24 protein-coding genes and 1 tRNA gene are annotated in these 25,430 nt (G+C 68.4%); 9 read left to right on the top strand and 16 right to left on the bottom strand.

Going from position 1 to position 25,430, the window contains the following annotated elements:
- From ACTHQV_RS14070 to ACTHQV_RS14060, 3 genes are all read left to right on the top strand, one after another.
- Window positions 1-77: transfer RNA gene (locus tag ACTHQV_RS14070), tRNA-Met, on the top strand.
- 463 nt (window positions 78-540) lie between these two features.
- Entirely contained in the window at window positions 541-2,130 is a 1,590-nt protein-coding gene (gene nadB, locus ACTHQV_RS14065) for an L-aspartate oxidase (RefSeq protein WP_440491118.1), read from the top strand.
- Window positions 2,131-2,284: 154 nt separating this feature from the next.
- Complete coding sequence (locus ACTHQV_RS14060; RefSeq protein ID WP_440491117.1) at window positions 2,285-3,397, top strand: serine hydrolase; 1,113 nt, start codon at window positions 2,285-2,287, stop codon at window positions 3,395-3,397.
- 96 nt (window positions 3,398-3,493) lie between these two features.
- Here the strand turns inward: ACTHQV_RS14060 and ACTHQV_RS14055 are convergent, their stop codons facing one another.
- From ACTHQV_RS14055 to purH, 3 genes are all read right to left on the bottom strand, one after another.
- Entirely contained in the window at window positions 3,494-4,576 is a 1,083-nt protein-coding gene (locus ACTHQV_RS14055; RefSeq protein WP_440491116.1) for a glycoside hydrolase family 43 protein, read from the bottom strand.
- Window positions 4,554-5,156, bottom strand: a complete 603-nt coding sequence (locus ACTHQV_RS14050; protein WP_440491115.1) for an HAD-IA family hydrolase — start codon at window positions 5,154-5,156, stop codon at window positions 4,554-4,556. The genes ACTHQV_RS14055 and ACTHQV_RS14050 overlap by 23 nt, the downstream gene beginning before the upstream one ends.
- A 156-nt stretch (window positions 5,157-5,312) precedes the next feature.
- A complete protein-coding gene (gene purH, locus ACTHQV_RS14045) occupies window positions 5,313-6,899 on the bottom strand; it encodes a bifunctional phosphoribosylaminoimidazolecarboxamide formyltransferase/IMP cyclohydrolase (RefSeq protein WP_440491114.1) in 1,587 nt (528 codons plus the stop codon).
- 186 nt (window positions 6,900-7,085) lie between these two features.
- Here purH and ACTHQV_RS14040 point away from each other — a divergent pair, with 186 nt between their 5' ends.
- The gene (locus ACTHQV_RS14040) at window positions 7,086-7,865 is read left to right on the top strand and encodes an SDR family oxidoreductase (protein WP_440491112.1); all 780 of its coding nucleotides are present in this window, start codon (window positions 7,086-7,088) and stop codon (window positions 7,863-7,865) included.
- Between the two features lie 4 nt (window positions 7,866-7,869).
- Here the strand turns inward: ACTHQV_RS14040 and ACTHQV_RS14035 are convergent, their stop codons facing one another.
- The 3 genes from ACTHQV_RS14035 to ACTHQV_RS14025 form a co-directional block, all read right to left on the bottom strand.
- Window positions 7,870-9,606 carry a heparinase II/III family protein gene (locus ACTHQV_RS14035; protein WP_440491111.1) on the bottom strand — a complete coding sequence of 579 codons (1,737 nt, stop codon included), beginning with the start codon at window positions 9,604-9,606 and terminating at the stop codon, window positions 7,870-7,872.
- Window positions 9,603-10,262: a ribulose-phosphate 3-epimerase gene (rpe, locus tag ACTHQV_RS14030; RefSeq protein ID WP_440491109.1), complete on the bottom strand. Its 660-nt coding sequence runs from the start codon at window positions 10,260-10,262 to the stop codon at window positions 9,603-9,605. The genes ACTHQV_RS14035 and rpe overlap by 4 nt, the downstream gene beginning before the upstream one ends.
- 110 nt (window positions 10,263-10,372) lie before the next feature.
- The gene (locus ACTHQV_RS14025) at window positions 10,373-11,665 is read right to left on the bottom strand and encodes an RsmB/NOP family class I SAM-dependent RNA methyltransferase (protein ID WP_440491129.1); all 1,293 of its coding nucleotides are present in this window, start codon (window positions 11,663-11,665) and stop codon (window positions 10,373-10,375) included.
- A gap of 59 nt (window positions 11,666-11,724) precedes the next feature.
- On the opposite strand from ACTHQV_RS14025, the gene ACTHQV_RS14020 reads away from it, so the two are divergent.
- The 3 genes from ACTHQV_RS14020 (at window position 11,725) to ACTHQV_RS14010 (ending at window position 14,496) form a co-directional block, all read left to right on the top strand.
- Window positions 11,725-11,892, top strand: a complete 168-nt coding sequence (locus tag ACTHQV_RS14020; RefSeq protein ID WP_440491107.1) for a DUF1674 domain-containing protein — start codon at window positions 11,725-11,727, stop codon at window positions 11,890-11,892.
- Between the two features lie 207 nt (window positions 11,893-12,099).
- Window positions 12,100-12,585: an N-acetyltransferase family protein gene (locus ACTHQV_RS14015; RefSeq protein ID WP_440491105.1), complete on the top strand. Its 486-nt coding sequence runs from the start codon at window positions 12,100-12,102 to the stop codon at window positions 12,583-12,585.
- A gap of 84 nt (window positions 12,586-12,669) precedes the next feature.
- Window positions 12,670-14,496, top strand: coding sequence for an AsmA family protein (locus ACTHQV_RS14010; RefSeq protein ID WP_440491103.1), 1,827 nt, complete (start codon window positions 12,670-12,672; stop codon window positions 14,494-14,496).
- 86 nt (window positions 14,497-14,582) lie between these two features.
- Here the strand turns inward: ACTHQV_RS14010 and ACTHQV_RS14005 are convergent, their stop codons facing one another.
- From ACTHQV_RS14005 to hemC, 6 genes are read right to left on the bottom strand one after another with little or no spacing between them, the layout of a single operon-like run.
- A complete protein-coding gene (locus tag ACTHQV_RS14005; protein WP_440491102.1) occupies window positions 14,583-15,710 on the bottom strand; it encodes a CaiB/BaiF CoA transferase family protein in 1,128 nt (375 codons plus the stop codon).
- Entirely contained in the window at window positions 15,707-16,210 is a 504-nt protein-coding gene (locus ACTHQV_RS14000) for a GNAT family N-acetyltransferase (RefSeq protein ID WP_440491100.1), read from the bottom strand. The genes ACTHQV_RS14005 and ACTHQV_RS14000 overlap by 4 nt, the downstream gene beginning before the upstream one ends.
- Window positions 16,210-17,394 (bottom strand): acyl-CoA dehydrogenase, encoded by a 1,185-nt coding sequence (locus ACTHQV_RS13995; RefSeq protein ID WP_440491098.1) that lies wholly within the window; start codon window positions 17,392-17,394, stop codon window positions 16,210-16,212. Before ACTHQV_RS13995 ends, ACTHQV_RS14000 begins: the two co-directional genes overlap by 1 nt.
- Before the next feature lie 11 nt (window positions 17,395-17,405).
- A complete protein-coding gene (locus ACTHQV_RS13990) occupies window positions 17,406-18,317 on the bottom strand; it encodes a hypothetical protein (protein WP_440491097.1) in 912 nt (303 codons plus the stop codon).
- Between the two features lie 33 nt (window positions 18,318-18,350).
- On the bottom strand, window positions 18,351-19,022 hold the full coding sequence (locus ACTHQV_RS13985) for a uroporphyrinogen-III synthase (RefSeq protein WP_440491095.1): 672 nt from the start codon (window positions 19,020-19,022) through the stop codon (window positions 18,351-18,353).
- The gene (gene hemC, locus ACTHQV_RS13980) at window positions 19,019-19,930 is read right to left on the bottom strand and encodes a hydroxymethylbilane synthase (RefSeq protein WP_440491094.1); all 912 of its coding nucleotides are present in this window, start codon (window positions 19,928-19,930) and stop codon (window positions 19,019-19,021) included. Before hemC ends, ACTHQV_RS13985 begins: the two co-directional genes overlap by 4 nt.
- Window positions 19,931-20,085: 155 nt before the next feature.
- On the opposite strand from hemC, the gene tsaD reads away from it, so the two are divergent.
- Together tsaD and ACTHQV_RS13970 are read left to right on the top strand one after the other, a co-directional pair.
- Entirely contained in the window at window positions 20,086-21,126 is a 1,041-nt protein-coding gene (gene tsaD, locus ACTHQV_RS13975) for a tRNA (adenosine(37)-N6)-threonylcarbamoyltransferase complex transferase subunit TsaD (protein WP_440491093.1), read from the top strand.
- On the top strand, window positions 21,123-22,097 hold the full coding sequence (locus tag ACTHQV_RS13970) for an NAD(P)H-dependent glycerol-3-phosphate dehydrogenase (RefSeq protein ID WP_440491091.1): 975 nt from the start codon (window positions 21,123-21,125) through the stop codon (window positions 22,095-22,097). The genes tsaD and ACTHQV_RS13970 overlap by 4 nt, the downstream gene beginning before the upstream one ends.
- Here the strand turns inward: ACTHQV_RS13970 and ACTHQV_RS13965 are convergent, their stop codons facing one another.
- From ACTHQV_RS13965 to metX, 4 genes are read right to left on the bottom strand one after another with little or no spacing between them, the layout of a single operon-like run.
- Window positions 22,098-22,895 carry a DUF72 domain-containing protein gene (locus ACTHQV_RS13965; RefSeq protein WP_440491089.1) on the bottom strand — a complete coding sequence of 266 codons (798 nt, stop codon included), beginning with the start codon at window positions 22,893-22,895 and terminating at the stop codon, window positions 22,098-22,100.
- 39 nt (window positions 22,896-22,934) lie between these two features.
- A complete protein-coding gene (locus ACTHQV_RS13960; protein WP_440491087.1) occupies window positions 22,935-23,627 on the bottom strand; it encodes a hypothetical protein in 693 nt (230 codons plus the stop codon).
- A 30-nt stretch (window positions 23,628-23,657) separates the two neighbouring features.
- Window positions 23,658-24,245 (bottom strand): methionine biosynthesis protein MetW, encoded by a 588-nt coding sequence (metW, locus tag ACTHQV_RS13955; RefSeq protein ID WP_440491086.1) that lies wholly within the window; start codon window positions 24,243-24,245, stop codon window positions 23,658-23,660.
- Window positions 24,242-25,369 carry a homoserine O-acetyltransferase MetX gene (metX, locus tag ACTHQV_RS13950; protein WP_440491085.1) on the bottom strand — a complete coding sequence of 376 codons (1,128 nt, stop codon included), beginning with the start codon at window positions 25,367-25,369 and terminating at the stop codon, window positions 24,242-24,244. Before metX ends, metW begins: the two co-directional genes overlap by 4 nt.
- Window positions 25,370-25,430 lie beyond the last annotated feature (61 nt).

Below are 25,430 nucleotides of genomic sequence, written 5' to 3'. Positions count from 1 at the left end.
CGCGGGGTGGAGCAGCCCGGTAGCTCGTCAGGCTCATAACCTGAAGGTCACAGGTTCAAATCCTGTCCCCGCAACCATACCTCACACATAAGCCCCGGCCTCGATCAAGACCGGGGCTTTTCGCGTTCAGGCGCCTGCGGTAAGCGAGACGGCGACGCTCCCGACGGTGCCGCGTGATCTCAACGGCTATGCTTGACGCAGCTGCGATGGCTGTCGATACGACCAACGCTGATCCTCGCGTATCCGTCGTCCCGGCCGATACGGGACTCTGCCGATGCCGGGAAACGCCGGCACCCTCTGCCCGACGGGGCAACCGTCCGGCCATTCCCGCATCGCTGGGGGTATATCGGTCGCGCCACGCTACTGATGGTCTCGTGGCCCAGCGCATGGCACGACGGACGTCGTCGCCGCGTCCCGGCATCTGCACATCGTCCACATTTTCCATCGTCGTCCGACGCTGCCGCCAGCGCGCGCAACGCCACCGGTTGTCACGCCGCGGCAAACCCGCATAGTCGCGCGCCAGATCGATCGGAGTGCCCCTTGTCCCACGCCCCTGCCCAGACCGACATCCTCATCATCGGATCGGGCGCCGCCGGCCTGACCGCCGCGTTGCATCTCGCCGAGCGGTTCCAGGTCACGGTACTGGCCAAGGGGGCGCTCAACGAAGGGTCGACCGCATGGGCGCAGGGCGGGATCGCGGCGGTGCTCGAACCAGGCGACACATTCGACAACCATGTTGAGGACACGATGGTCGCGGGTGCCGGCCTGAACGACCGTGCGACCGTCGAGTTCGTGGTCGAGGGCGCGCCGGCGGCGATCGAACGGCTCGCGGCGCTCGGCGTGCCGTTCAACATGGACGGCGAGGCGCTGCACCTGACCCGCGAGGGTGGCCATTCGCACCGGCGCATCGTCCATGTCGACGACGCGACCGGATGGGCGGTGCAGGAAGCGCTGATCCGCGCGGCCAAGGCGCATCCCAACGTCACGCTGCTGCCCGACATGGTCGCGGTCGACCTCGCCACCAGCCGCCACGAGCAGCGTTATTCGGGGGCGGGCAATGTCTGGGGCGTCTATGCGTTCAACCGTGCCACCGACCGGGTCGAGCTCTATACCGCGCGTGCGACAATCCTCGCGACCGGCGGGGCGGGGCGGACCTATCTGTTCAGCACCGCCCCACGCGGCGCGACCGGCGACGGCATCGCCATGGCGTGGCGTGCCGGGTGCCGCGTATCGAACATGGAGTTCATGCAGTTCCACCCGACCTGCCTCTACAATCTGGAGGTCAAGAACTTCCTGATCACCGAGGCGGTGCGCGGCGAGGGGGGCAAGCTGATGAACCCCCATACCGCCAAGAATTTCATGCCCTATTACGACCGCCGGGCCGAACTGGCGCCGCGCGATATCGTCGCGCGCGCGATCGATGCCGAGATCAAGCGCTTCGGCCTCGATTACGTCCATCTGGACATCAGCCATATGCCGCCCGAATTCGTGCGCGGCCATTTCCCCAACATCCATGAAAAGCTGCTCGGCCTCGGCATCGACATGACGACCCAGCCGATCCCGGTCGTGCCGGCACAGCATTATACCTGTGGCGGCGTGGTGATCGATCGCGACGGGCGCACCGACCTGCCCGGTCTCTATGCGGTTGGCGAGGTGTCGCAATCGGGGCTGCACGGCGCCAATCGCCTCGCGTCCAACTCGCTGCTCGAATGTTTCGTGTTCGGCGAAGCGGCGGCGCGCGACATTGCCGCGCGCTGGGACACGCTGCCCCCGCCGCCCGCGATCCGGCCATGGGACGAAAGCCGCGTGACCGATTCGGACGAAGAGGTCGTCATCAAGCAGAACTGGACCGAAATCCGCCGGTTCATGTGGAATTATGTCGGCATCGTGCGGTCGACCAAGCGGCTCGAGCGCGCACGGCACCGCATCGCGATGCTGAGCGAGGAAATCGCCGATTATTACGGCCATTTCCGCGTCACCCCCGACCTGATCGAACTGCGCAACCTGTTGCAGTCGGCCGACCTGATCGTGCGATCGGCGCTGCACCGCAAGGAAAGCCGCGGGCTGCACTATACGCTCGATTACCCGGAGACGGCGGCGGAAGCGGTCGACACCATCCTCGTCCCCTGACGTTGGACTGATTCACTTGCGTGGGCCGGTGCCGCGGTGATCCGGCTTTGCCGGATCAGACCCAAGACCACCGGTTTCCCCCATTCGTCGCCGCTGTAGGGGGATTCGTCGCAAGGGCGCGGCAACGCCTTGTAATGTTAATCCTCCTCGCAGCATGGTCGCGACAGGACGGGGTGAGAAGATCGTGCAGATGCTGAAGAAGGTCCGGCCGCAGAGCGCGGCGCTGGTGATGGGACTGATCGCGCTGGGTGGCGTGGGCTTGGCGACGCGCACCTTGCCGCCGGCAGCACAGGCAGCCGCACCGAAAGCAGCGGTGCCCGTACCCTTGCCCGCACCGACGCGACCGGCGCCGCCGGCCTTGGTCGCGGCCGTCAACGCGTTGGGCGGCGGGTTCCAGGGCAAAGTCGGCATCGCGGTGCGCAGCATCGACGAGGGCTGGGTCGTCGGCCACGCGATGGACCAGCGCATGCCGCAGCAATCGGTCAGCAAGCTGTGGGTCGCGCTGACCACGATGAACGCGATCGACGAGGGCAGGCTGGCGCTGACCACCCCGGTCACGATTACCCGCAGCGACCTGACGCTGTTTCACCAGCCGATCGCCTATCTGATGAAGGATGGCGTGTTCAAGACGACGGTCGGCGACCTGCTGCGCCGCGCGCTGACGCTGAGCGACAATACCGCCAACGACAAGCTGCTGAACCTGGCGGGCGGGCCGGTGGCGGTGCGCGACTTCATCGCCAGCCGGGGTTTGGGCAACATCCGTTTCGGCCCCGGCGAGCGGTTGCTGCAGGCAAAGACTGCCGGGCTGCCGTGGAAACAGGAATATTCGCAGGGCAATGCCTTTGCGCAGGCGCGCTCGCGGCTCGACCCCAATGTCCGCCGCGCCGCCTATCAGGCCTATGTCGCCGATCCGCCCGATGGCGCCGGCGCAGGCGCGATCGCCGATGCGCTGGCGCGGCTGCGCCATGGCATGTTGCTGACGCCGCAATCGACCAGCTGGCTGCTCGACACGATGAGCCATACCCGCACCGGCCGCGCCCGGCTGCGCGCCGCACTGCCCGCCGGGTGGAGCGTCGCGCACAAGACCGGGACCGGGCAGGATCTGGGCGGGCGCACGGCGGGCTTCAACGATGTCGGCATCCTGACCGCACCCGACGGCAAATCCTATGCCGTGGCAGTGATGATCGGCGATACCGCGCGGCCGGTGCCGGAAAGGCAGCAACTGATCCAGACGGTGGTGTCGGCGATCGTCGCGGTGCACGGATAAGCTTTTCTTCAGCCGTATTCCCGCGCAGGCGGGAATCCAGAGCCCTGAGCGTCATCGCTGCTTGACCCTGGACCCCCGCCTACGCGGGGGTACGGTTCATCGTTTTGCCAACACCCGCGCCCCGACGCCCTGCTCGGTAATCACCACCGGCGCGATGCTGCCGTCGGCCCGAAAATACAGCCGGTCGACCGCGATCTCGCGGTGATTGCCGTCGGTCTCGCCCAAGGGCCGCCGGTGATAGACGATGTACCAGTCGTCGGTTCCCGGTATCCGCAACAGCGAATGATGCCCCGCCCCGCGTGCGACCCGCGCATCCTGTTGCAGCACCACGCCGCGCGGGGTGAACGGTCCGACGGCACTCGGCCCGGTGGCATAGGCGACGCGGTAGTCGGGTCCGGTCCAGTCGCCCTCCGACCACATCAGATAATAGACGCCGTTCCGCTTGGCCATGAACGGCCCCTCGACATAATCGGGCGAGGGGGTGATCAATTTGAACGTCGTGCCATCGGCGAAGGGGACGATGCCGGTCAGCGTGTCGGACAGCCGCACGACGTTGCAGTGCTTCCACCCGCCATAATAGAGATAGACCTGCCCGTCGTCGTCGCGAAATGCCATCTGGTCGATCGGCTGCGCGCCGTTCACGATTCTGTCGATCAGCGGTTTGCCGATCGCGTCGCGAAACGGCCCTTCCGGTCGGTCGGCCACCGCGACGCCGATGCCGCCGGTCTGCGCATCGTTCTTGATGTCGTTCGCGCCGAAGAACAGATAATAGCGCCCGCGATGCTCGATCGCCGAGGGTGCCCACATCGAATAGGCCGCCCAGCCGACCCGCTCGACGTCGAGCACGCGCGGATGCCGCGTCCAGTGCACCAGATCGGGCGAGGAAAAGGCGTCGAGAAACGTCTGGCGCAGGAACGGATGCCAGATGTGCGGGGCCTTGCGTTCGTTCGCCTGCCACCGCGTGAAGCGGCTCTGCGGCGCCGGGGTGCCCTTGTCGGCGGAATAGGTCGGATAGATCCAGTAACGGTTGGCGAAGATGCGAATCTCCGGATCGGCATACCAGCCGGGAATCGGCGGATTGGCGGCCAGCGCCGCGCGCGGCAGCACCGCCGAAGCCCCCAGACCCGCCAGCAGCGTCCGGCGATCGATGGTCAGATCAGCGATAGTCGGTAATGGCATAATTTCCCTCCGTCGCGGCCACGCGCGGACCGACGATCGCGATCGCCGCACCCGCCGCCTTGCCCGCCGCGACGCCGGCCGGCGAATCCTCGAACACCAGACAGTCGGTAATCGCCACGCCGAGCCGGTCGGCGGCAAGGCGGAACCCCTGCGGGTCGGGCTTGCCCTGCGTCACGTCCTCGGCGGTAACGAACACCTCGGGCACCGGCAGTCCGACCGCGCGCAGCCGCACTTCGGCAAGATTGCGCGGCGCGGAGGTGACGATCGCCCATTCGTCGCGGCCGAGCCCGTCGATCAGGGCATGGATGCCCGCGATCGGCACGACGCCATCGACATCCTCCAGCTCGGCGGCGTTCAGCCACGCTGCTTCGACATCGATATCCATGCCGGGCGTGGCGAAGCGGCGAACCGTGTCCTCGCCGCGCACGCCATGACAGACTGCGATCAGCGCCTCGGCATCGATGCCGTGCCGCGCGCACCAGCGCCGCCAGACTCGTTCGACGGCTTCGGAGGAATCGAGCAGCGTTCCGTCCATGTCGAACAGGAAGGCGGCGTAGTGGGTGTCACGGAGCAACGGCATACGCCCGGTCGTACCGGCGGCGGCTTGGTAGGCAAACGAACCTTGGAGGGCCTATTCCCGGATGTACCCCCGCGCAGGCGGGGGGCCAGAGCCGCACAGAACCGTGGTCCGCTCGTGTTGCCCTGGACCCCCGCCTGCGCGGGGGTACGCACCCGATCAATGCCGGAAGTGGCGCATCCCCGTGAACACCATCGCCAGGCCGGCTTCATCGGCCGCTGCAACGACTTCCTCGTCGCGGATCGATCCGCCCGGCTGGATCACTGCCGTTGCGCCAGCCTCGACTGCCGCCAGCAGGCCGTCGGCAAACGGGAAGAACGCGTCCGACGCAACCGCCGAACCGATGGTGCGTGGCTCGCTCCAGCCGGCCTTGTCCGCGGCGTCCTTCGCCTTCCACGCGGCGATGCGCGCCGATTCCAGCCGGTTCATCTGCCCCGCCCCGATGCCGGCGGTGCTGCCGTCCTTGGCATAGACGATCGCGTTCGACTTCACATGCTTGGCAACGGTCCAGGCAAAGCGGCAATCGGCCAGTTCCTGTTCGGTCGGCTGACGCTTGGTCACGACCTTCAGCTCGACCTGCCCCAGATTGCCGGCATCGCGCGACTGGACCAGCAGCCCGCCGGCAATGGTCTTGACGGTGAGCCCGCCGCGCGCCGGATCGGGCAGGTCGCCGGTCAGCAGGAGGCGGAGGTTCTTCTTGGCGGCGAACACCGCCTTGGCCTCGTCGTCCGCAGCGGGGGCGGCGACGACTTCAGTGAAGATGCCACTGATCGCGCGCGCCGTCTCGCCGTCCAGCGGGCGGTTGACGGCGATGATCCCGCCGAATGCCGACACGCTGTCGCAGGCGAGCGCTTCCCTGTACGCCTCGATCAGCGTGTCGCCGGTCGCGACGCCGCACGGATTGGCGTGCTTGACGATGACCACCGTCGGCGGGCCGTCGCGGAATTCGCTGACCAGTTCCAGCGCGGCATCGGCATCGTTATAGTTGTTGTAGCTCAGCGCCTTGCCCTGCACCTGCTCGGCCTGCGCGATGCCACGCGCCGCGGGGCCACGTGGAATATAGAGCGACGCCGACTGGTGCGGGTTCTCGCCATAGCGCAATTCCGCACCACGAGTGAAGGCGAGGGGAAGGGTGTCGGGAAATGCCTGTCCCTGATCGGCAAAGGCGAACCACTGCGCGATTGCCGAGTCGTATGCGGCGGTCGCGGCATAGGCCTTGGCGGCGAAGCGGCGACGGGTGGCGAGGCTGGTGCCGCCATTCGCGTCCAGTTCGGCGATCAGCGCGCCGTAATCGGCGGGGTCGGTGACGATCGCCACCGCATCATGGTTCTTCGCCGCCGATCGCACCATCGACGGACCGCCGATGTCGATATTCTCGATGATCGTGTCGCGATCGGCGCCCTTGGCCACGGTCGCTTCGAACGGATAGAGATTGACGACGACGATATCGATCGCGCCGATGCCATGTTCCTGCATCGATGCGACATGTTCCGCATTGTCGCGCACCGCCAGCAACCCGCCATGCACGATCGGGTGCAGCGTCTTGACCCGGCCATCCATCATCTCGGGAAACCCGGTCAGGTCGGAAATATCGCGGACCGTCAGCCCCGCATCACGCAGCGCGGCGGCGGTCCCGCCGGTGGACACCAGTTCGACGCCGTGACGGGCAAGGGCGGTGGCGAGGTCGACGATGCCGCTCTTGTCGGAAACCGAGAGGAGCGCGCGCTGCGGAGTGACATGATCCATGGGCGCGCCCTTTCGCGCGAAAGGGACGGCGGGGCAAGGGGGTGGAGGTTGCGACCTTCAGACGGGTACGATAGCATCGCCGCGGATTCGAGCCGGAGTAGGGAACATGGTCCAGCAGTTCCGCTGATCGGCGGCACCATGCGGCGGTACGATCCGCCCGACGACCCTCTGTATCCGGACTCTCTCATGCAACGTCTGCAATCGAAAATCTGCGTCGTCACCGGCGCGGCGCGCGGCATCGGCCATGCCATCGCCACCCGTTTCCATGCCGAGGGCGGCACCGTCGTCCTGACCAATATTGACGAAACCGCCGGCCGGGCCGCCGCCGCCGCGATCGGCTGTCGCTTCCTACCCCTCGACGTGCGCCGAGAAGACGACTGGGCGCGCCTTGCCGCCGAGGTGCCGGTCGCCGACGTCGTCGTCAACAACGCCGGGGTGACCGGGTTCGAGGGCGGAATGGTCGCGCACGACCCCGAACACGCCTCGCTGGCCGATTGGCGCGCGGTCCATGCCGTCAACCTCGACGGCACGTTCCTCGGCTGTCGCTATGCGATCGGCGCGATGAAGGCGGCGGGGACCGGGGCAATCATCAACATATCGTCGCGATCGGGCCTGGTCGGTATTCCCGGCGCAGCGGCCTATGCGTCATCGAAGGCGGCGATCCGCAACCATAGCAAGAGCGTCGCGCTCTATTGTGCGCAGAACGGTTGGCGCATCCGCTGCAACTCGATCCACCCAGCGGCGATCCTCACCCCGATCTGGGAACCGATGCTCGGCGACGGTCCGGACCGGGAAGCGCGGATGGCGGCACTGGTCGGCGACACCCCGCTCAAACGCTTCGGCCTGCCGGAAGAGGTTGCGGCAGTGGCGGCGATGCTGGCGTCGGACGAAGCGACCTATATCACCGGGACCGAGGTCAATATCGATGGCGGTTTGCTCGCCGGATCGGCGGCGTCGCCGGGGTGATCGCCTACCGCGCCCGGTGGAACCGCCACGAAAAGTCGTGCCCCCCCGGCGGGGTCGCGCCGGACAGGACCAGCTGGAACGTCGCGACGGGCAGGCCGGCTTCGTCGATCCACAGGCTTTCCTCGACGCCCAGCGTCGCGCCCTTGCAGCGGAATTGCCAGACCGGGCCGTCGGGCACGCGCAGGAACGCGGCCTGCCCGTCGGGCGTCGGCGCGATCTCGATCCCCGGCGCGAGATGGAAGCGCGCGACGAAGTTCGTCTCGCCCTTGCGCCCGCGCCGGCCGGTCGGGATCAGCATATCCTCGCCCTGCACGTCGCGACCATCGGCAGAAAGGGTCAGGACGCGGCGATGCTGGAAGCCCAGGCGCTTGGCATAGCCGTCATGCGCGACCTCGATTCGGCTGATCGCGTCGCTTTCCTGTCGCGCCATGTCGACCACGCCGACGCCCTTGCCCAGCGATCCGTCGGCATGGATCGCGGTCGAATTGGCATCGTCGAGCACCAGTGTCGAATGCGCGGCGGTGGTGCGCAGCGCGCGGCGCAGTTCGGGGGACAGCGTCAGCAGCGCCGCGCCCGCCCCGCCGCAATTGACGACGATCCGCTGGCCGTGATCGGACAGTTCGAACGCAAGCGTCGATGCGCAGCCTTCGCGTGCCGCCCGTGCCACCGGCGGCGGCGCTGCATCGACGATCAGCACGGTGCGCCCCGCTGCCAGCCGCTGATAGCCCCAGTCGCCGGCATGGCGTAGCGGCCGGGTACGCACCCCGGTCGCGGCGACGACGTCGGCGATACGCTCGCCTGTCACCGGCCCCGATCCCTGCCAACAGGCAAGCCCGCCCTCGCCATGGCACACGCCCAGCAGCGCCGCGACCATGCGGGTCAGCGCCAGTTGCTGCGCCTCGGGCATGTCGAGCCGCCGCGCCGCATAGATTTCACGCAAGGCCGTCAGCGTCATCACCACGTCGAGCTGGTCGGCGGGCGAACGGCTGACGATACCGCCATCGTCGAACACCCCGGTGGTCAGCGCGCGCGCCAACCCGTTCTCGCCGAAACTGCGCCGCGGATCGCCGCCGGGAATGACGAGGCCGGCGGCGACCACCCCGGCCCAGGCGGTGATCGCGCGGATGCCCCCAGGCGCCTTGCCCGCCTCGCCGTCCAGATGCCGGGCGGCGCGCGCGATCGTGTTGAGCACCCGCGATCGATAGACGAGGTCGGTCGACGACAGGATCAGCGGGGCATGCGCGATCCAGAACAGCAGCCGCCGCCCGGTCAGATGCGGTCCCCAAGCCGGTTCGGACACCCGGTCGCCATGCGCGTTCAGCCATTGCAGCATCAGCGTCTCGGCGATCGGCACCGCCGTCACGCGCGGCGCGACGCTCGACAGGTCGCGCAACCACGCAAAGCCATGGAGATGCTCGGCAAAGGCTGCGGAGAATTTCGGCCGGTCGAGTCCCAGCCGGTCGATCGGCACGCTTTCGCCGCGGAACATCAACTGCCCCGCCAGCAGCGCCTGTCCGCGCGCCAGATCGCCCAGAAACGGATCATCGGCGATCGCGATCAGCTTGAGCGGATGCCGCCCCTTCAGCCGCAGCCCATGCAGCGGCGTGCGCCACGCGAGCCGCTGCAATTTCTCGGCGATGCGTTCGGACAGCGATAGCCCGGTGCCGCCGCCCTGCCGCACCAGCCGCTTGCCGACGTCGATGCCGTCCCGGGGTTCGTCGATCGGCTGGGGCGGGGTCATGCGCCCCGCAATGCGGCGATGTTCGCGGCATAGGCGGTGGGGCCGCCGGTAAAGGTCGCGGTGCCGGCGACCAGGCAATCGGCACCTGCCGCGATCGCCTTGGGCGCAGTCGCGCGGTCGATGCCGCCATCGACCTGCAGGTCGATCGCCCGCCCGGTCGCGTCGATCCGCGCGCGCAACTGTTCGATCTTGCGCAGCTGGCTGTCGATGAACTTCTGCCCGCCGAACCCCGGATTGACGCTCATCACCAGCAGCAGGTCGGTGAGGTCGAGGACATGGTCGACCACCTCGACCGGGGTGCCCGGATTGAGCACGACCCCGGCGCGCTTGCCCAACGTCTTGATCCGCTGAAGCGTGCGGTGAAGATGCGGCCCCGATTCCGGATGCACCGACAGGATGTCGGCACCCGCTTCGGCAAATGCCTCGACCAGCGGATCGACCGGCGACACCATCAGATGAACGTCGAACGGCTTCGCGCTATGCGGGCGCAGCGCCTTCACCACCGCCGGACCGATCGTCAGATTCGGGACGAAATGCCCGTCCATGACGTCGATATGGATCCAGTCCGCGCCCGCCGTGTCGATGGCACGGACTTCCTCGCCCAGCTTGGCGAAATCGGCGGACAGGATGGAGGGGGCGATGCGGACCGGTTGCATGGAATGCGTCCTAGCATGGTCTCGTCATGCGGCAAGGGAAGCGGGCAAGAATTGGTTCGCGCGGAGGTGCGGTAAGAAGACGGCCGACCCGGCACGTGAACCAGCTTTTCCTACCGACGCCGCAACCGAACGATGAAGAACCCGTCCATCCCGCCCTTGTCCGCCAGCATCCCCGGCAGCGTCCGCACATAGCCCTCGCGATGCGCCGCGACGCCCGTGGGCAGTTCGTCCGCCGTCGCCGGCTCGATCGCGTAATCGCTGCGGCTGCCGAGGAACCGGGTCAACTGCGCCTCGCCCTCGGCTGGCTCGAGCGAGCAGGTCGCATAGACCAGCCGCCCGCCCGGCTTCACCCAGTCGGCGGCGCGCGCCAGTAGCCGCGCCTGCAAGGCCGCCGTCTCGGCGATCACGCTCGGCCGCACCCGGTGGAGCACGTCGGGGTGGCGGCGGAAGATGCCGGTCGCGCTGCACGGCGCGTCGAGCAGCACCGCGTCCGCGGGCGCGCTCGGCTTCCACACCAACGCATCGCCGGTCACCACCGAAGCCGCCAACCCGGTCCGTTCCAGATTCTCGCGCAACCGCCCCAACCGACTCTCCGAATTGTCGAGCGCGGTCACGTCCCACCCGGCGGCGGCCAGTTGCAACGTCTTGCCGCCCGGCGCGGCACACAGGTCGATCGCGCTGCCCGGCCCCTTGCCCAGCAGCCGCGCCGGGATCGACGCCGCCAGATCCTGCACCCACCATTCGCCCTCGGCATAGCCGGGCAGGTCGGGGATCGACGCCGCATCGTGCAGCCGCCGGTGGTGCGCCGCCAGCGCCTCGCCCTCCGGCCCGGCCTCGCCCTTCAGCGACAAATCGACCGGCGGCTGCTGTGCGATGGCGCGCGCCGCCTCGATCACGATGTCCTCGCCCCATGCCGCGCACCAGCGCGCATCGGTATCGGCGGGCAGCGCCGCCGCATCGGACAGCCGCGCATTGCCCCGCATCAACGTCCCGAACACGCCATGCACCAGCTTGCGCGGCCCCCCATCGACCAGCGGCAGCACCGTCGCGATCGCGGCATGCGGCGGGGTGTTCAGCACCAAAGCCTGCCCCAGCGCTATGCGCAGCACGAAGCGCGCCTTGGCATCGTCGGGCAGCGGGCGCTGCGTCGCGCTGTCGATCAGCGCGTCGAGATCGGGCAGCCGCCGCAGCACCGCCGCCGCGATCGCATGGGCCAGCCCACGATCCTCACGCCGGTCGAGTTCCTGCGTTGCGCTGGCCAGCGCCGCCTCTAGCGGCAATCCCCGCCGGATGACGGCGTCGAGCAGCCTGAGTGCAGCCCGCCGCGCGGGCACGCCCGGTGGTTCGGGGGCAAGGCGGGGCCGGGCCGCGCGGCGGCGTTCCGGCGAAGTTGGTCGATCGATCACTTGAATCCTGTCGCTGGTCCGCCAAGTGCATCCTGACGAACCGGAAAGGATCTCCTATGGGCGAGCGCCCCCCGCATGTGAAGCCACCCGCGCATCTCTCCAAATCCCCGCCGGTGCCGACGCCCGAACCGATCCCCCCCAAATCGGACGGCGACGATCCCTTGGGCCTGAGTCCGACGCGCTATGGCGACTGGACGCACAAGGGGATTGCGGTCGATTTCTAAGGAGGGAGGGTATCGGCATTCCAGTTTCCTCATCTTAGGAAGGCAATTCCGGGAAACAAGGTTGGGAGCAAGTTCCGGGAAAGCGAAACCAGCCAACATCCTTCGATACGATCGATGCGGCGGGATCGGTGTTACAGGTGCCTACTTAAGGAGGCGCCATGCCCGCATCGTGCCCGATTGCAGAGGGCGGCAGGCAGATGATAGGCAGTGACCGTGATTACGATCCGCCCTGCGGTGCCCGATGATGCGGAGGCACTTACTGATCTAATGCATGGTTCGGCCGCTTACAGAGGCAAATACGCGAGTATCCTTGACGGGTATGAGATCGTACCTTCGCAGATCGAACAAGATGTTTTGCATGTCGCTGAACGTGAAGGCAGCCTGTGCGGGTTTTACAGTTTAACCCTCAACGGTGAACCCGAACTGGACCTAATGTTCATAGCGAATGACCTTCAGGGTAGTGGCTTAGGGTCTATGCTGTTTCGGCATATGATCGAGGAAGCGAGGCGGCGGGGCATTGCCTCGATTAGAATTGTTTCCCATCCGCCCTCAGTCGGCTTTTATGAGGCGATGGGCGCGGTTGTGGTCGGCACGAAACCGCCGACGATAAAGGCGACGTGGAGCCGTCCGATCCTGTCGCTGGCAATCCAGCCGTTTCCCAACAAGGCGATCCGAAACGGCAAAGTGACGTGATCGCAGCCTAAGGCGTGCCAACGGCTACCCCAGCAATTCCATTGCGCCCATGGAACGAACGCCCCCGTTCCGACTTATCGCAAGATGGTCAGGCTATCGCGCCCGTGGCGGTTCATCCTTGGCGGCATCCTCGGCCTCGCGCTCCTCATCCTGCTGATTCTCGCCGCCTTTCCATGGGGCCTGTTGCGCGATCGGGTCAGCGCGCGCCTCGCGCAGCGTTTCGGGTCGGACGTGTCGATCGGCACGATCGAACGGGTCGAGCCGCTGTCCTTCTCGCCGACGCTGATCGTCCGCGACCTGACCATCGCCCAGCCGCACTGGGCCGGAAAGGGCGATCTGGTCCGGCTGAAACGCGTCGATTTCCGCTTCAAGGTCCTGCCGTTGCTGCGCGGCAAATTCGACCTGCAGGCGCTAGCCATCGATGGCGGACGCGTGGCGATGGTGCGCACCCGCGACGGGCGCAAGAACTGGCAGCCTGACAAGCGCGGCGACAAGGGATCGGCGGCGGCGATCACCAGCCTGACGATCCGCGATCTCGTGATCGATTATCGCGACGCGGTGCAGAACCGCCGCTTCGCCGTCACCGTCGCCTCCGACGCAAACGGTTTTCGGGCAGAGGGCAACGGCGCGATCGACGAACACCCGGTACAGGTCGCGCTGACCGGCCCGGCCATTCGGGGCGACGGGCAGTGGCCGTTCGCTGCGCGGGTCGATGGCCCGACCATCACCGTCGATGCGAAGGGCGTCATGGCCTCGCCGCTCGGCACCGACCGCATGACCGTCGATCTGACCGCACGCGCCAACGACCTCAAGACGCTCGACGCGCTGATCGAGGCGGGGCTGTTCGGTACCCAGCCGGTCAGGCTCGCCGCTCGCATCCGCCACGACAACCCGACCTGGGTCATCGAACGCCTGTGGGGCACGATCGGTCGGTCGAGCCTGAGGGCGGCGAAGGCGACGATCGGCAAAGACGGCGAACGCACGAAGATCGACGGCAGCCTGCATTTCGCCGACCTGTCGTTCGACGATCTCGCCACCGACGAAGGCCGCGCCCGCGCCATCGCTGTCGAACGCCGCATCGGCCCGCGTGTCGTACCCGGCACCCGCATCAATCTGGAAAAAATGGGCGGCGTCGACGGGCGACTGGCGATCCGCGTCGACCGGCTGCTCGACATGGCGGGGTTACGCAGCCTCGATACCGTGCTGGCGATCGACCATAGCCGCCTGACCGTCGCGCCGCTGACCGTGCGGCTGGCGCAGGGGCGGATCACCGGGCAGGTCGTGGTCGACCAGCGCGAGCGGACGACGCCTCGCGCGACCTTCGACCTGAAACTGGTCGATTCACGCATCTCGACCTTCGCCGGCGGTGCCCCGGTCGATGCGCCGTTGCGCGCGCGGCTGAAGCTGGTCGGTAGCGGCGATACGATCCGCGACGCGATCGGCCGGTCGGATGGCATGATCGGCTTTGCGGCAGCGGGCGGCACGCTGCCGGCGAAGATGGCGTCGCTGCTCGGCGCCGATGTCGCGCGCGGGCTGACCACCGACGAGGATGCGCGCGCCCGGCTGCGCTGCCTCGGGCTGCGGCTGGACGTGACCAACGGTATCGGCCGGATCGACCCGCTGCTGATCGACACCTCGCGCGCGCAGACGCGGGGGCAGGGGGTGGTGCGCCTGTCCGACGAACGCCTGTCGATCGCGCTGACCGGCAGCCCCAAGCAGCGCACGCTCCTGCACCTCGACCAGCCGGTGCGGATCGGCGGCCGGATACAGGACCCCGACATCCGCATCCCGCCCGGCGTGAAAAGCGCTGGCGGCATCCTGCGCATGCTGGGCCATGCGATCGATGGCGACGACGAACATCGCGCCGGCAATGCCGATTGCGGCGCGCTGGTCCGGCGCGTGTTGGGATAGCGCTTTCCTACACGGCGATCCGCTGTCAGGCTCGCGGTCGACGCAGTCGCGTGCCCTTGCGCCGGAACGTCGCGCCGCAAACGTCGCTACGTGTAACCTTTGCCAACTTCCGGCCGTGCCGGTGCCCCGTGTTCGGCGACCATCCGCTCGCCATCGATCACGATCGGGCTGGCGAGGCCGGGCAGCCCATCGGGGCGGATCGCCATGCCGCGCGCCACCACTTGGCGGTCGGCGAACACGTCATCCAGCGCGTTGATCGGCCCGGCGGGGATGCCGGCGGCCTCCAGCGCCTCGTGCAGTTCGGCCTTGCGCCACGTCGCCACCGCCGCCTGCATCGCCGGGATCAGGTCGCGGCGATGCACCACCCGCGCCGGATTGGTCGCAAAGCGCGCGTCGTGGTGCAGATCAAGCCCTAACACCCCGCACAGCCGTGCGAATTGCTGATCGTTGCCCACCGCGATGATGAGCGCGCCGTCCGCCGTCTCGAACGCCTGATAGGGGGCGAGATTGGCGTGGCCATTGCCCATCCGCGTCGGCACCACCCCGCTCGCCATCCAGTTCAGCGCCTGATTGCCGAGCACCGCGACCTGCGTGTCGAGCAGCGCCATGTCGATATGCGCCCCTTCGCCGGTCAAGTCGCGACGGCGCAGCGCCGCGAGGATCGCGACCACGGCATAGGTGCCGGTAAAGATATCGGCATAGGCGACGCCCGCCTTTTGCGGCGGTCCGTCCGGCTCGCCGGTCAGCGACATCGCGCCGCCCATCGCCTGGATGATGAAGTCGTATCCGGCGCGGTGGGCATAGGGCCCGTCCTGCCCGAAACCGGTGATCGAACAGGTGACGAGCCCTGGCCGCACCGCCGACAGCGCCGCATGGTCGAGGCCGTATTTGGTCAGGCCGCCGACCTTGTAATTCTCGATGACGATATCGGCCTCTGCGACCAGCGCGCGGACCTCGGCCTGTCCCGCCGGCGTCGCGATATCGATCGCCACCGACCGCTTGCCGCGATTGGCGGCGTGGAAATAGGCGGCGTCGCGGTTGCTGCCGTCGGGCGCGGTGACGAAGGGCGGCCCCCAGTGGCGGGTGTCGTCGCCCGCGCCCGGCCGTTCGACCTTCACCACCTCCGCCCCGAGGTCGGCGAGCAATTGCCCGCACCATGGTCCGGCAAGGATCCGCGCCAGTTCGACCACCCGGACACCGACCAGCGGCTTCACGCGCGGCGCAATTCGTAGATGGCACGCGGCACGATCTGTCCGCCGCGTTCGACCATTGCATCCGGCAACTGCACCGCGCCCAGTGCCTCGATCGCGCGCCGCGACCGGTGGTTGTCGATGCCGGCGCTGAACCGCACCGCACCGACCCTCGCCAGCGCATGGTCGATCATCAGCCGCTTCAATTCGCGATTATAGCCCCGCCGCCAATGGCTGCGCGCGAGGAAGGTCCAGCCGATCTCGACAGCCGCATCCCCCGCCGCGACATAGCGGGTCGCGCCGATCACCGCACCATCCGCCGCATCGCGAACGGTCAGCATTCCGCCGGTCGCCAGCCCTTCGTCGAAGAAGGCGCGGAACACCGGTTCCCGCCAGCGGTCGTGCGCGGGATGCTGGTCCCAGATCGCCGGGTCTGCCGCGACGCCATACAGCGTGGCATAGTCGTCGGCGGAGGTCGGCGCGATATGCACCAGTTCCCCCCGCAACTCGGGCTGACGGTCCATCAGAAGGCGGCGATCCCGGTGATCGCCCGGCCCTGGATCAGGCCGTGCACGTCATGCGTGCCCTCATAGGTGTTGACCGTTTCGAGATTGATCGCATGGCGCATCACATGGAATTCGGCGGCGATGCCGTTGCCGCCATGCATGTCGCGCGCGGTGCGGGCGATGGCCAGCGCCTTGCCGCAATTGTTGCGCTTGATGATCGAGATTGCTTCGGGGGCCAGCGTCCCCTCGTCGAACATCCGGCCCGCGCGCAGCGCCGCCTGCAGCCCCAGCGCAATTTCGGTCTGCATGTCGGCGAGCTTCAGCTGCACCAGCTGCTTCGACGCCAGCGGCACCCCGAACTGCTTGCGGTCGAGCGTATATTGCCGCGCGGCCTGCATGCAGAATTCGGCCGCGCCCATCGTCCCCCACGCAATGCCGTAACGCGCGCGGTTGAGGCAGCCGAACGGCCCCTTCAGCCCCTCGACATTGGGGAGCAGCGCGTCCTCGCCGACCTCGACCCCGTCCATCACGATCTCGCCGGTGATCGACGCGCGCAACGACAGCTTGCCCTCGATCTTCGGCGCCGACAGCCCCTTCATGCCCTTTTCCAGCACGAAGCCGCGGATCTTGCCGTCATGCGCGTCGGACTTGGCCCACACGACGAACACGTCGGCGATCGGCGAATTGGTGATCCACATCTTGGCGCCTGAGATGCGGTAGCCGCCATCGATCTTCTCGGCCCGGGTGCGCATCCCTGCCGGATCGGACCCGGCATCGGGTTCGGTCAGCCCGAAACAGCCGACCCATTCGCCGCTCGCCAGCTTGGGCAGGTACTTGCGGCGCTGTTCTTCCGATCCATAGGCGTTGATCGGATGCATCACGAGGCTCGACTGCACGCTCATCGCGCTGCGATAGCCCGAATCGACCGCCTCGACCTCGCGCGCGACCAGGCCATAGGCGACATAGCCGAGGCCGGCGCCGCCATATTCGGGATCGATCGTCGGCCCCAGCAGCCCCAGCGCGCCCATTTCCGACATGATCTCGCGCGCGAAATCCTCGTCGAGGAACGCGCGGGTGACGCGCGGCAGCAGCTGTTCGCGGGCATAGCCATGCGCCACGTCGCGGACCATCCGCTCTTCGTCGGTCAGTTGCGCGTCGAGTGCGAACGGGTCTTGCCAGTCGAAGCGGCCCATCTCGGCCATGTTCTTGTTCCTCACAGCGTCGGGTCGGCAGGATCGGCGGCGACCGGGGAAGCGGATTGCGGCGCGGCCTGTACCGGGGCGGGCGGCGCGACGGGCGCCGGCGGCGGGGCGGTCAGCGCGACCGATTCAAGCTCGATCAGCGCCTTGCGCGCGTCGACATAGCGTTGTGCCGCTGCGGTCCAGCTGCGCGCGCTGGCAGCACCGGGCATGCGTTCGATCTCGGCCATCGCTAGCTCGACCTGTCCGGTGTCGAGCCGTCGCCGGGCACGGTCGAGCCGGTCGATCGGGCGGCTGCTGGGCGTCGGTCCCTGGCGCAGCACGATCAACTGCCCGAATTCACGGCGCAGCCCGTCCCAGAAGCCCTCGCCCGACCGGCCGGCGACCAGTGGCGTTGCAACCGCGTCGAGCGCGCTGCGCAGGTCGTCGAGCGTCACCGGGTTCTGCGCAGCGGCGATCAGCGTACGGACCGCGTCGGGACGGCTGGTGCCGAAGCGGTCGCGCAACTGCCCCTCGAGATAGTCGAGCGGGCGACCGCGATCGAGCGCGCGGCGGGTGGCGACGACCACCATCATGTCCTCGGCCCGCGTCGCATAGCCGGCCGCATTGCGCGCGCTGGTGTCGAGCCCGACGATCCGCGTCTCCAGTTCGCCGATCCGCGCTGCCAGTGCCGCCTCGCGCGCCGACAGGATCGGCAATGCGCTGGCTGCGACCGGTTGCGGCGTTGGGGTGGCGGTGGGTTGCGCGGCGGGCGTCGTGGCCTGCGTCGATCCGCTCCAGCCGAGCCGGGGGGCTAAATAGCGCAGCACGGCCAGCGTCGCGCCGATGCCGATCAGGAAGGCGAGCAGGGCGATGAGGAGCCATCCCCGGCTGCGTCGCTGCCGGTACGGGCGGCTGGTCGTCGCAAAGGACGGGTCTTCGCTCATCATGCCGCCTTATCTCCGCGCCCGTGCGCCGGGTCAATCGCGAGCGAGCGTGTCAGCAAGCATGATGGCAGCGGCGATGACCGCGGCATCCTCGGGCCGCGCCGCCACCGTCACCGCCCGCCAGCCGCCGCCCAGCCCGCTTGCCGCGGCATCAGAGATGGCGGCGATGGCGATGTGACTGCGGTCGTTGACGATATCCGCCATCCGCTCGGCTGCACGCCGTGAATGGACCAACGCGACCGATCCGGCGAGCGGCGTCGCATCGACCCGGTCGATCGCCTCGCTGGCATAGACCGTCGCGATCGCGGACACCGCCGGGTGGGCCGCCACCGCCCGGTCGCGTGCGGTCAGCAGCAGTGCGGCCCGTACCCCGCCATCCTGCGCGGCATCGAGCAGCGCCTGGCCATCGCCGCTGCCGGTCGCGACGACGCGCAGTCCCGCCGCCCGCGCTGCCGCCGCCGTCGCCGCACCCACCGCATGTACCGGCAGCGCGGCATAGCGGGCGAGTGCCGGACCGGCGTGGCGCACCGCATTGGCACTGGTCAGGACCAGCACGTCATGGGCGGCTGGGTCGGGACCGTCCCATGGCAACGGCACGATATCGAACAGCGGCAGCCGGATCGCGCGCCGGCCGAGCGCCTCGATCGCGGCGGCGGTCGCGGCATTGCCCGGTTCGGGACGCAACACCGCGATCGGCAGGGTCATCGCGCGAACAGCTTGGCGACATGCTCCGGTGCCTGCGCCAGCAGCGTTTCGGCAAGGCCGCGCGGCAGGTCGATATCGTCGATCGCGCCGCTGACGCTGCCCCGCACCTGCGCGCTGCCGTCCTGCGCCAGCAACTGTCCGGTCAGCGTCAGCACGTCGCCCGCGATCGTCGCCAGCGCCGCCACCGGCGAATGGCAATCGGCCCCCAACGCCGCCAAAAAGCCGCGTTCGGCGCGCACCGCCTGATGCGTCGGCGCATGGTCGATCGCGCGGACGAAGGCGAGGGTGCGCGCGTCCTCCGCCCGCACCTCGATCCCGACCGCGCCCTGTGACGGCGCGGGCAGCATGTCGCCGATCGCCACCGCCGTCCCGACATCGGGCCGCCCCAGTCGCGTGAGGCCGGCAGCGGCGAGCAGCGTCGCGTCGACCTCCCCCGCCGCCAGTTTGCCGAGGCGCGTGTCGACGTTGCCGCGGAACAGCACGATCTTCGCATCGGGGCGGTGGTGCAGCACCTGCGCCGCCCGCCTCGGGCTGCTAGTGCCGACGACCCCGCCCGGGGGCAGTTCGCCGAGCGACGCGATCCCGACCAGCCGGTCGCGGACATCGGCGCGCGGCAGCATTGCGGCGATGCGGATCTCGGTTGGGCGGATCGTCTCGACATCCTTCATCGAATGGACCGCTGCGTCGATCTCGCCGCAGCACAGCGCCCGGTCGAGTTCCTTGGTCCACAGCGCCTTGCCGCCGATTTCGGCCAGCGCGCGGTCCTGCACCCGGTCGCCGGTGGTCTTGATCGTCACGATCTCGATGGTCGCCGGATCGATCTGATGCGCCATCGCCAGCGCATCGCGCGTGGCATGCGCCTGTACCAGCGCCAGCGGCGATCCGCGCGTGCCTAGTTTGAAGGTCATGGTCGCTCGCTATCCGTCGCTGTCGGCCGGGGCAAGGTGGCGCAGGGTTGTTCACGCACAGGCGCGAAGACAATTCCCGCTCTTACTCCGCGTCTCCGCGCCCTCGCGTGAACCGACCTTCCTCCCGCCCCCCAATCCGCGCTAAGGCCGGACGGATGGCCAACCCCCTCATCCTCGGTATCGAATCCAGCTGCGACGAAACCGCCGTCGCGCTCGTCCGCGGCGACCGCACGATACTGTCGCACCGCCTTGCCGGACAGGAAGCGGCGCATGCCCCCTATGGCGGGGTCGTGCCCGAAATCGCCGCGCGCGCGCATGTCGAGATCCTGCCGTCGCTGGTCGAAGGGGCGCTGGCCGATGCCGGTGTGAAGCTGGCGGAGGTCGATGCGATCGCCGCGACCGCCGGGCCGGGGCTGATCGGCGGGGTGATGGTCGGGCTGGTTACTGCCAAGGCGCTGGCGCTCGCGGCGAACAAGCCGCTCGTCGCGGTCAATCATCTGGAGGGGCATGCGCTGTCGCCGCGACTGACCGATCCCGACCTCGCCTATCCCTATCTGTTGTTGCTAGTGTCCGGCGGCCATTGCCAGTTGCTACGCGTCGACGGCGTTGGCCGCTATCGTCGGCTGGGCACCACGATCGACGATGCGGCGGGCGAGGCGTTCGACAAGACCGCGAAGGTGCTGGGGCTCGGCTATCCCGGCGGCCCGCGTGTCGAGGCGGCGGCGCTGGACGGTGATGCGCGGGCGGTACCATTGCCCCGGCCGCTGATCGGTACGCCCGACCCGCATTTCTCCTTCGCCGGTTTGAAGAGCGCCGTCCTGCGCGCGCACGAGGCGGGCAGCCATTCGGTCGCCGATATCGCCGCATCGTTCCAGCAGGCCGTGGTCGACTGCCTGCTCGACCGGACGCGGCTGGCGCTGAAGCTGGCCGGGCCGGTCACCGCGCTGGTCGTGGCGGGCGGGGTCGCCGCCAATCGCGCGGTACGCGGTGCGTTGGAGCAACTGGCCGCAGCCAACGACCTGCGCTTCGTCGCGCCGCCGCTCTGGCTGTGTACCGACAATGCGGCGATGATCGCCTGGGCCGGCGCGGAGCGGTTCATGGCGGGCTTCAGCGACCCACTCGACGTGGCGGCGCGGCCGCGCTGGCCGCTCGATCCGTCGGCGGAAAAGGTGCGCGGGGCAGGAGTGAAGGCATGAGGATCGGGGTCATCGGCGGCGGCGCATGGGGCACCGCGCTGGCACAGGTCGCTGCGCGCGGCGGCGACGTGACGCTGTGGGTGCGCGAGCGCGACGTCGCCGACGCGATCAACGACCGGCACGAGAACCCGGTATTCCTGCCCGGCGTCACCCTGTCGCCCTCCATCCGCGCGACGACCGACAGCGCCGACCTCACCACGGCGGAGGCGCTGTTGGTGGTCACTCCGGCGCAGCATGTGCGCAGCATATTGTCGACGATCGACGTCGGCGAACGTGCTCTGGTGTTGTGCGCCAAGGGGATCGAGGCGGGCAGCCGGATGCTGGTCGGCGAGGTCGCGCGCGCGGTGCACCCGCAGGCGCCGGTCGCGGTACTGTCCGGCCCGACCTTCGCGCACGAGGTCGCGGCAGGCAAGCCGACCGCGGTCACCCTCGCCTGCGCCGATGCGGACTTGCGCGATCAGTTGGCCGAACGGCTCGCCGCACCGGGCTTCCGCCCCTATGCCAGCGACGACGTGATCGGTGCGGAGATCGGCGGGGCGGTCAAGAACGTACTCGCCATCGCCTGTGGCGTGGTCGAGGGGGCGGGGCTGGGCCAGAATGCCCGCGCTTCGGTGATTGCACGCGGCTTTGCCGAAATGACCCGTTTCGGCCTCGCCCGCGGGGCTCGTGCGGAGACGCTGGCCGGGTTGTCGGGGCTGGGCGATCTGGTGCTGACCTGTTCGTCGACCGCCTCGCGCAACTATTCGCTGGGCGTCGGGCTGGGGCAGGGCCGCGCCGCCGCCAATCTGCTCGCCGATCGCCGAACGGTCGCCGAGGGCGCGTTCACCGCGCCGGTGCTGTGCGAGGCGGCGGCCGAAGCGGGCGTCGACATGCCGGTCACGGCGGCGGTCGGTGCGCTGCTCAACGGCATCCCGGTCGGACAGGTGATCGACACGCTGCTCAGCCGCCCGCTGCGCCGCGAGGGGATGTGATTATTTGACGCGCTCGATCAGCGCCTGTGCGCCGGCCGGTGCCCTGACCTTCGCGCCATTGATGAAGAAGATATAGGTCTCGCGAGGCTGTCTGGGCGGCGGGGTCGGGTCGGCATAGGGCAGGCCGTCGGGCGCACCGCCCACTGCCCAGGTCCGTGCCGCCTCCGCCCAGCGATCGAGCGCGTCGTCGTCATAGCCGGTAGCAACGTCCTCGACGGCATTTTCCAGCCGGGCATAGACGAAGTCGCCGGTGACGTCGGCGATGGCCGGATACTCCGCCGCATCGGCATAGACGATCGCGACCCCCGCCTTGCGCGCCATGGCGACGAATTCGGGGACATGGAAACTGTCGTGGCGGACCTGTACCGCGTGGCGCAACTTCACCCCTGCTTCGGTTGCGGGGAGGAGGGCGAGGAAGGCGGCGAAGTCGTCGGTGTCGAATTTCTTGGTCGCCATGAACTGCCACAGGATCGGGCCGAGCTTGTCGCCGAGTTCGGTGATGCCCGAGCCGATGAACTTCGCGATCGATCCGCCGGCCTCGGCCAGCACCTTGCGGTTGGTGCAGAAGCGCGATGCCTTCACCGCGAAGACGAAGCCGTCGGGTGCGGTCGCGGCCCAGTTGGCGAAGCTCGCCGGTTTTTGGGTGCCGTGATAGGTCGCATTGATTTCGATCGCGGTCAGCGCTTGGGCCGCATATTCCAACTCACGCTTTTGCGGCAGTTTCTCGGGATAGAAGCTGCCGCGCCACGGCGGGAAGGTCCAGCCGCCGATGCCGATGCGAATGGGTGCGTTGGACATGGTGACGAAGGTGTCGCGTAGCGGCGTCGCTGGCAAGCGTCAGTGGGCGGTTACGTCGCTGGAAGTCGTCAATATTTGCGGGTCGACGGTCAGCACCGGCGGCTGTGCGGCACTCCAAGTTGCCAGTGCCGCGCGATATTGGTCATAGGCGCGGTAGAAATCGACGAACGGCTGATCGAGCGCCGCGATTCCGGGCGCTGCAAAGGCGTCGAGCCCGCCCGCCGGCATATCGGCGACCTGTGTCAACATCGGCAGCGCCCGTGCGCAAAAGGCGTCGCGGACCGGCGGCTGGGCGAAATAGTTGTAGAGGCGGGTCATCGCGTCGTCGAACCGGTCCTGCCAGTCGCCGCCGCCGCGCCTATATTCGGTCTCCAGCGCCTTGAACGCGGCGGCGAAGCGCGCGGCATGGACCTTGAGCAGCCGGTTATAGGCCGCGACCACCGCCGGATCGTCAATATTGCACTGGAGCGCCGCGACATTCAGCGCCGCGCGCAAATGCCACAGCGCGGCATCGGTCGTCAGCCCGCGGTTGAGCGTCGCATAGCCGCCATCGGGCGTCGCCGCCGGGATGGTCAGGTTGGGCGCCGCCCCCTGCGGCGGCAATGGTTTCGGCGCGGGCGGGGGGACCAGCACCGGCGGCGGGGTGACGGTCGCCACCTCCGGCGTCTTGCGGGCGCACCCCGCGAGGAGCGACACACCGCATGCGATGGCCAATAGCAGGCGGGTACGCATCGTCCTCACTCCCCTTCTTCCCCGGCGCGATCAGCGTCGCAGCAGGAAGACCGCATGTTCGGCGCGGAAATTGGCCGCCGCCGCCGTGGTGCGCTTGCCTCCCGACAGGAACCATGCATCGACGACGGTGATCCCCCGCTTTGCGACGAACGCCCGGAAATCGTCGATGGTCACGTGGTGAATGTTCGGCGTCTCATACCATTCGAGGGGCAGCAGCCGGGTCACCGGCATTCGTCCGCCCCACAGCAGCGAGGCGCGCACTCGCCAATGCGCGAAGTTCGGGAAGGACACGAACGCCTGCGCGCCGATGCGCAGCAGATGGTCGAGCACGACATGCGGCCGCATCGCCGTCTGCAACGTCTGGCTAAGGATCGCATAGTCGAAGCTGGCATCAGGATAGTCGGCAAGGTCGCGATCGGCATCGCCCTGCATCACCGACAACCCGCGTGCCATCGCATCGGCGACGTTGCCCGGATCGATTTCCAGCCCACGCGCATCGACGCCGCGCGTGTCGCGAAGCGCCGCCATCAACTGCCCGTCGCCGCAGCCGACATCGAGCACGCGCGACCCGCGCGCGACATGCGCGGCGATGATCGCAAGGTCGGGGCGCAGGCTCATATCGTCGCCTCCAGAAAGCCGCGCATGATCCGGTCGAGTTCGGGCGAATCGAGCAGGAATGCGTCGTGCCCGAAGGGCGAGGACAGTTCGACAAAGCTGGCCGGCGCCCCGGCGGCGTTCAGCGCGTGGACGATGTTGCGCGATTCGGCGGTCGGATAGAGCCAGTCGGTATCGAAGCTGACGATGCAGAACCGCGCCTTCGTCTGCCGGAAGGCGTTGGCGAGCACGCCGCCATGTTCCTCCGCCAGATCGAAATAATCGAGCGCGCGGGTGATGTAGAGATAGGAGTTGGCGTCGAACCGGTCGGTAAAGGCCAACCCCTGATGGCGCAAATAGCTTTCGACCTGGAAATCGGCATCGAAGCCGAAGGTCTTGGCGCCGGCCTGTCCATCGGCGCGCGCCTGCAGCTTGCGGCCGAATTTGGCGGTCAGACCCGCTTCGGACAGATAGGTGATGTGCGCCGCCATCCGCGCCACCGACAGCCCGGCGGCGGGCGGCGATCCGTCGGCATAATAGTCGCCGCCGCGCCAGTTGGGATCGGCCATGATCGCCTGTCGCCCGACTTCGTGAAAGGCGATGTTCTGCGCCGAATGCCGCGCGGTCGACGCGATCACCACCACCGCCGCCACCCGGTCGGGCAGCGTCGCCGACCAGGACAGCGCCTGCATGCCGCCCATCGATCCGCCGACCACCGCGCGCAACCGGTCGATGCCGAGATGGTCGAGCAGCATCCCCTGCGCGCGCACCATGTCGCGGATGGTCAGCACGGGGAAGCGCATCGCCCATGGGCTGGCGGTCGCGGGATCGATGCTGGCCGGACCCGACGACCCCATGCAGCTGCCCAGCACGTTCGAACAGATGACGAAATGCTTGTTCAGGTCGATCGGCTTACCCGGACCGACCATCCGCGACCACCAGCCGGGCTTGCCGGTGCGTGGATGGGTGGAGGCGACATGCTGATCGCCGGTCAGCGCATGGCAGATCAGGATCGCATTATCGCGCGCCGGCGACAGCGTGCCATAGGTTTCATAGGCGATATCGATCGCGGGCAGGGTCGCGCCGCCATCCAGCGCCAGCGGGGTGGCGAGGGTCGCGCGGCGATCGGGACCGAAACGGGAATCCATGGGCGCTGCGGTAGATGTGCGGGGCGGCGGGTTCAAGCGTTGCGGGGTTCGACCGAACGGC

Source organism: Sphingomonas sp. SAFR-052 (assembly GCF_051965015.1).
In the GTDB taxonomy this organism is placed as follows: domain Bacteria; phylum Pseudomonadota; class Alphaproteobacteria; order Sphingomonadales; family Sphingomonadaceae; genus Sphingomonas.
This window is presented reverse-complemented; position numbering and strand designations above follow the sequence as displayed.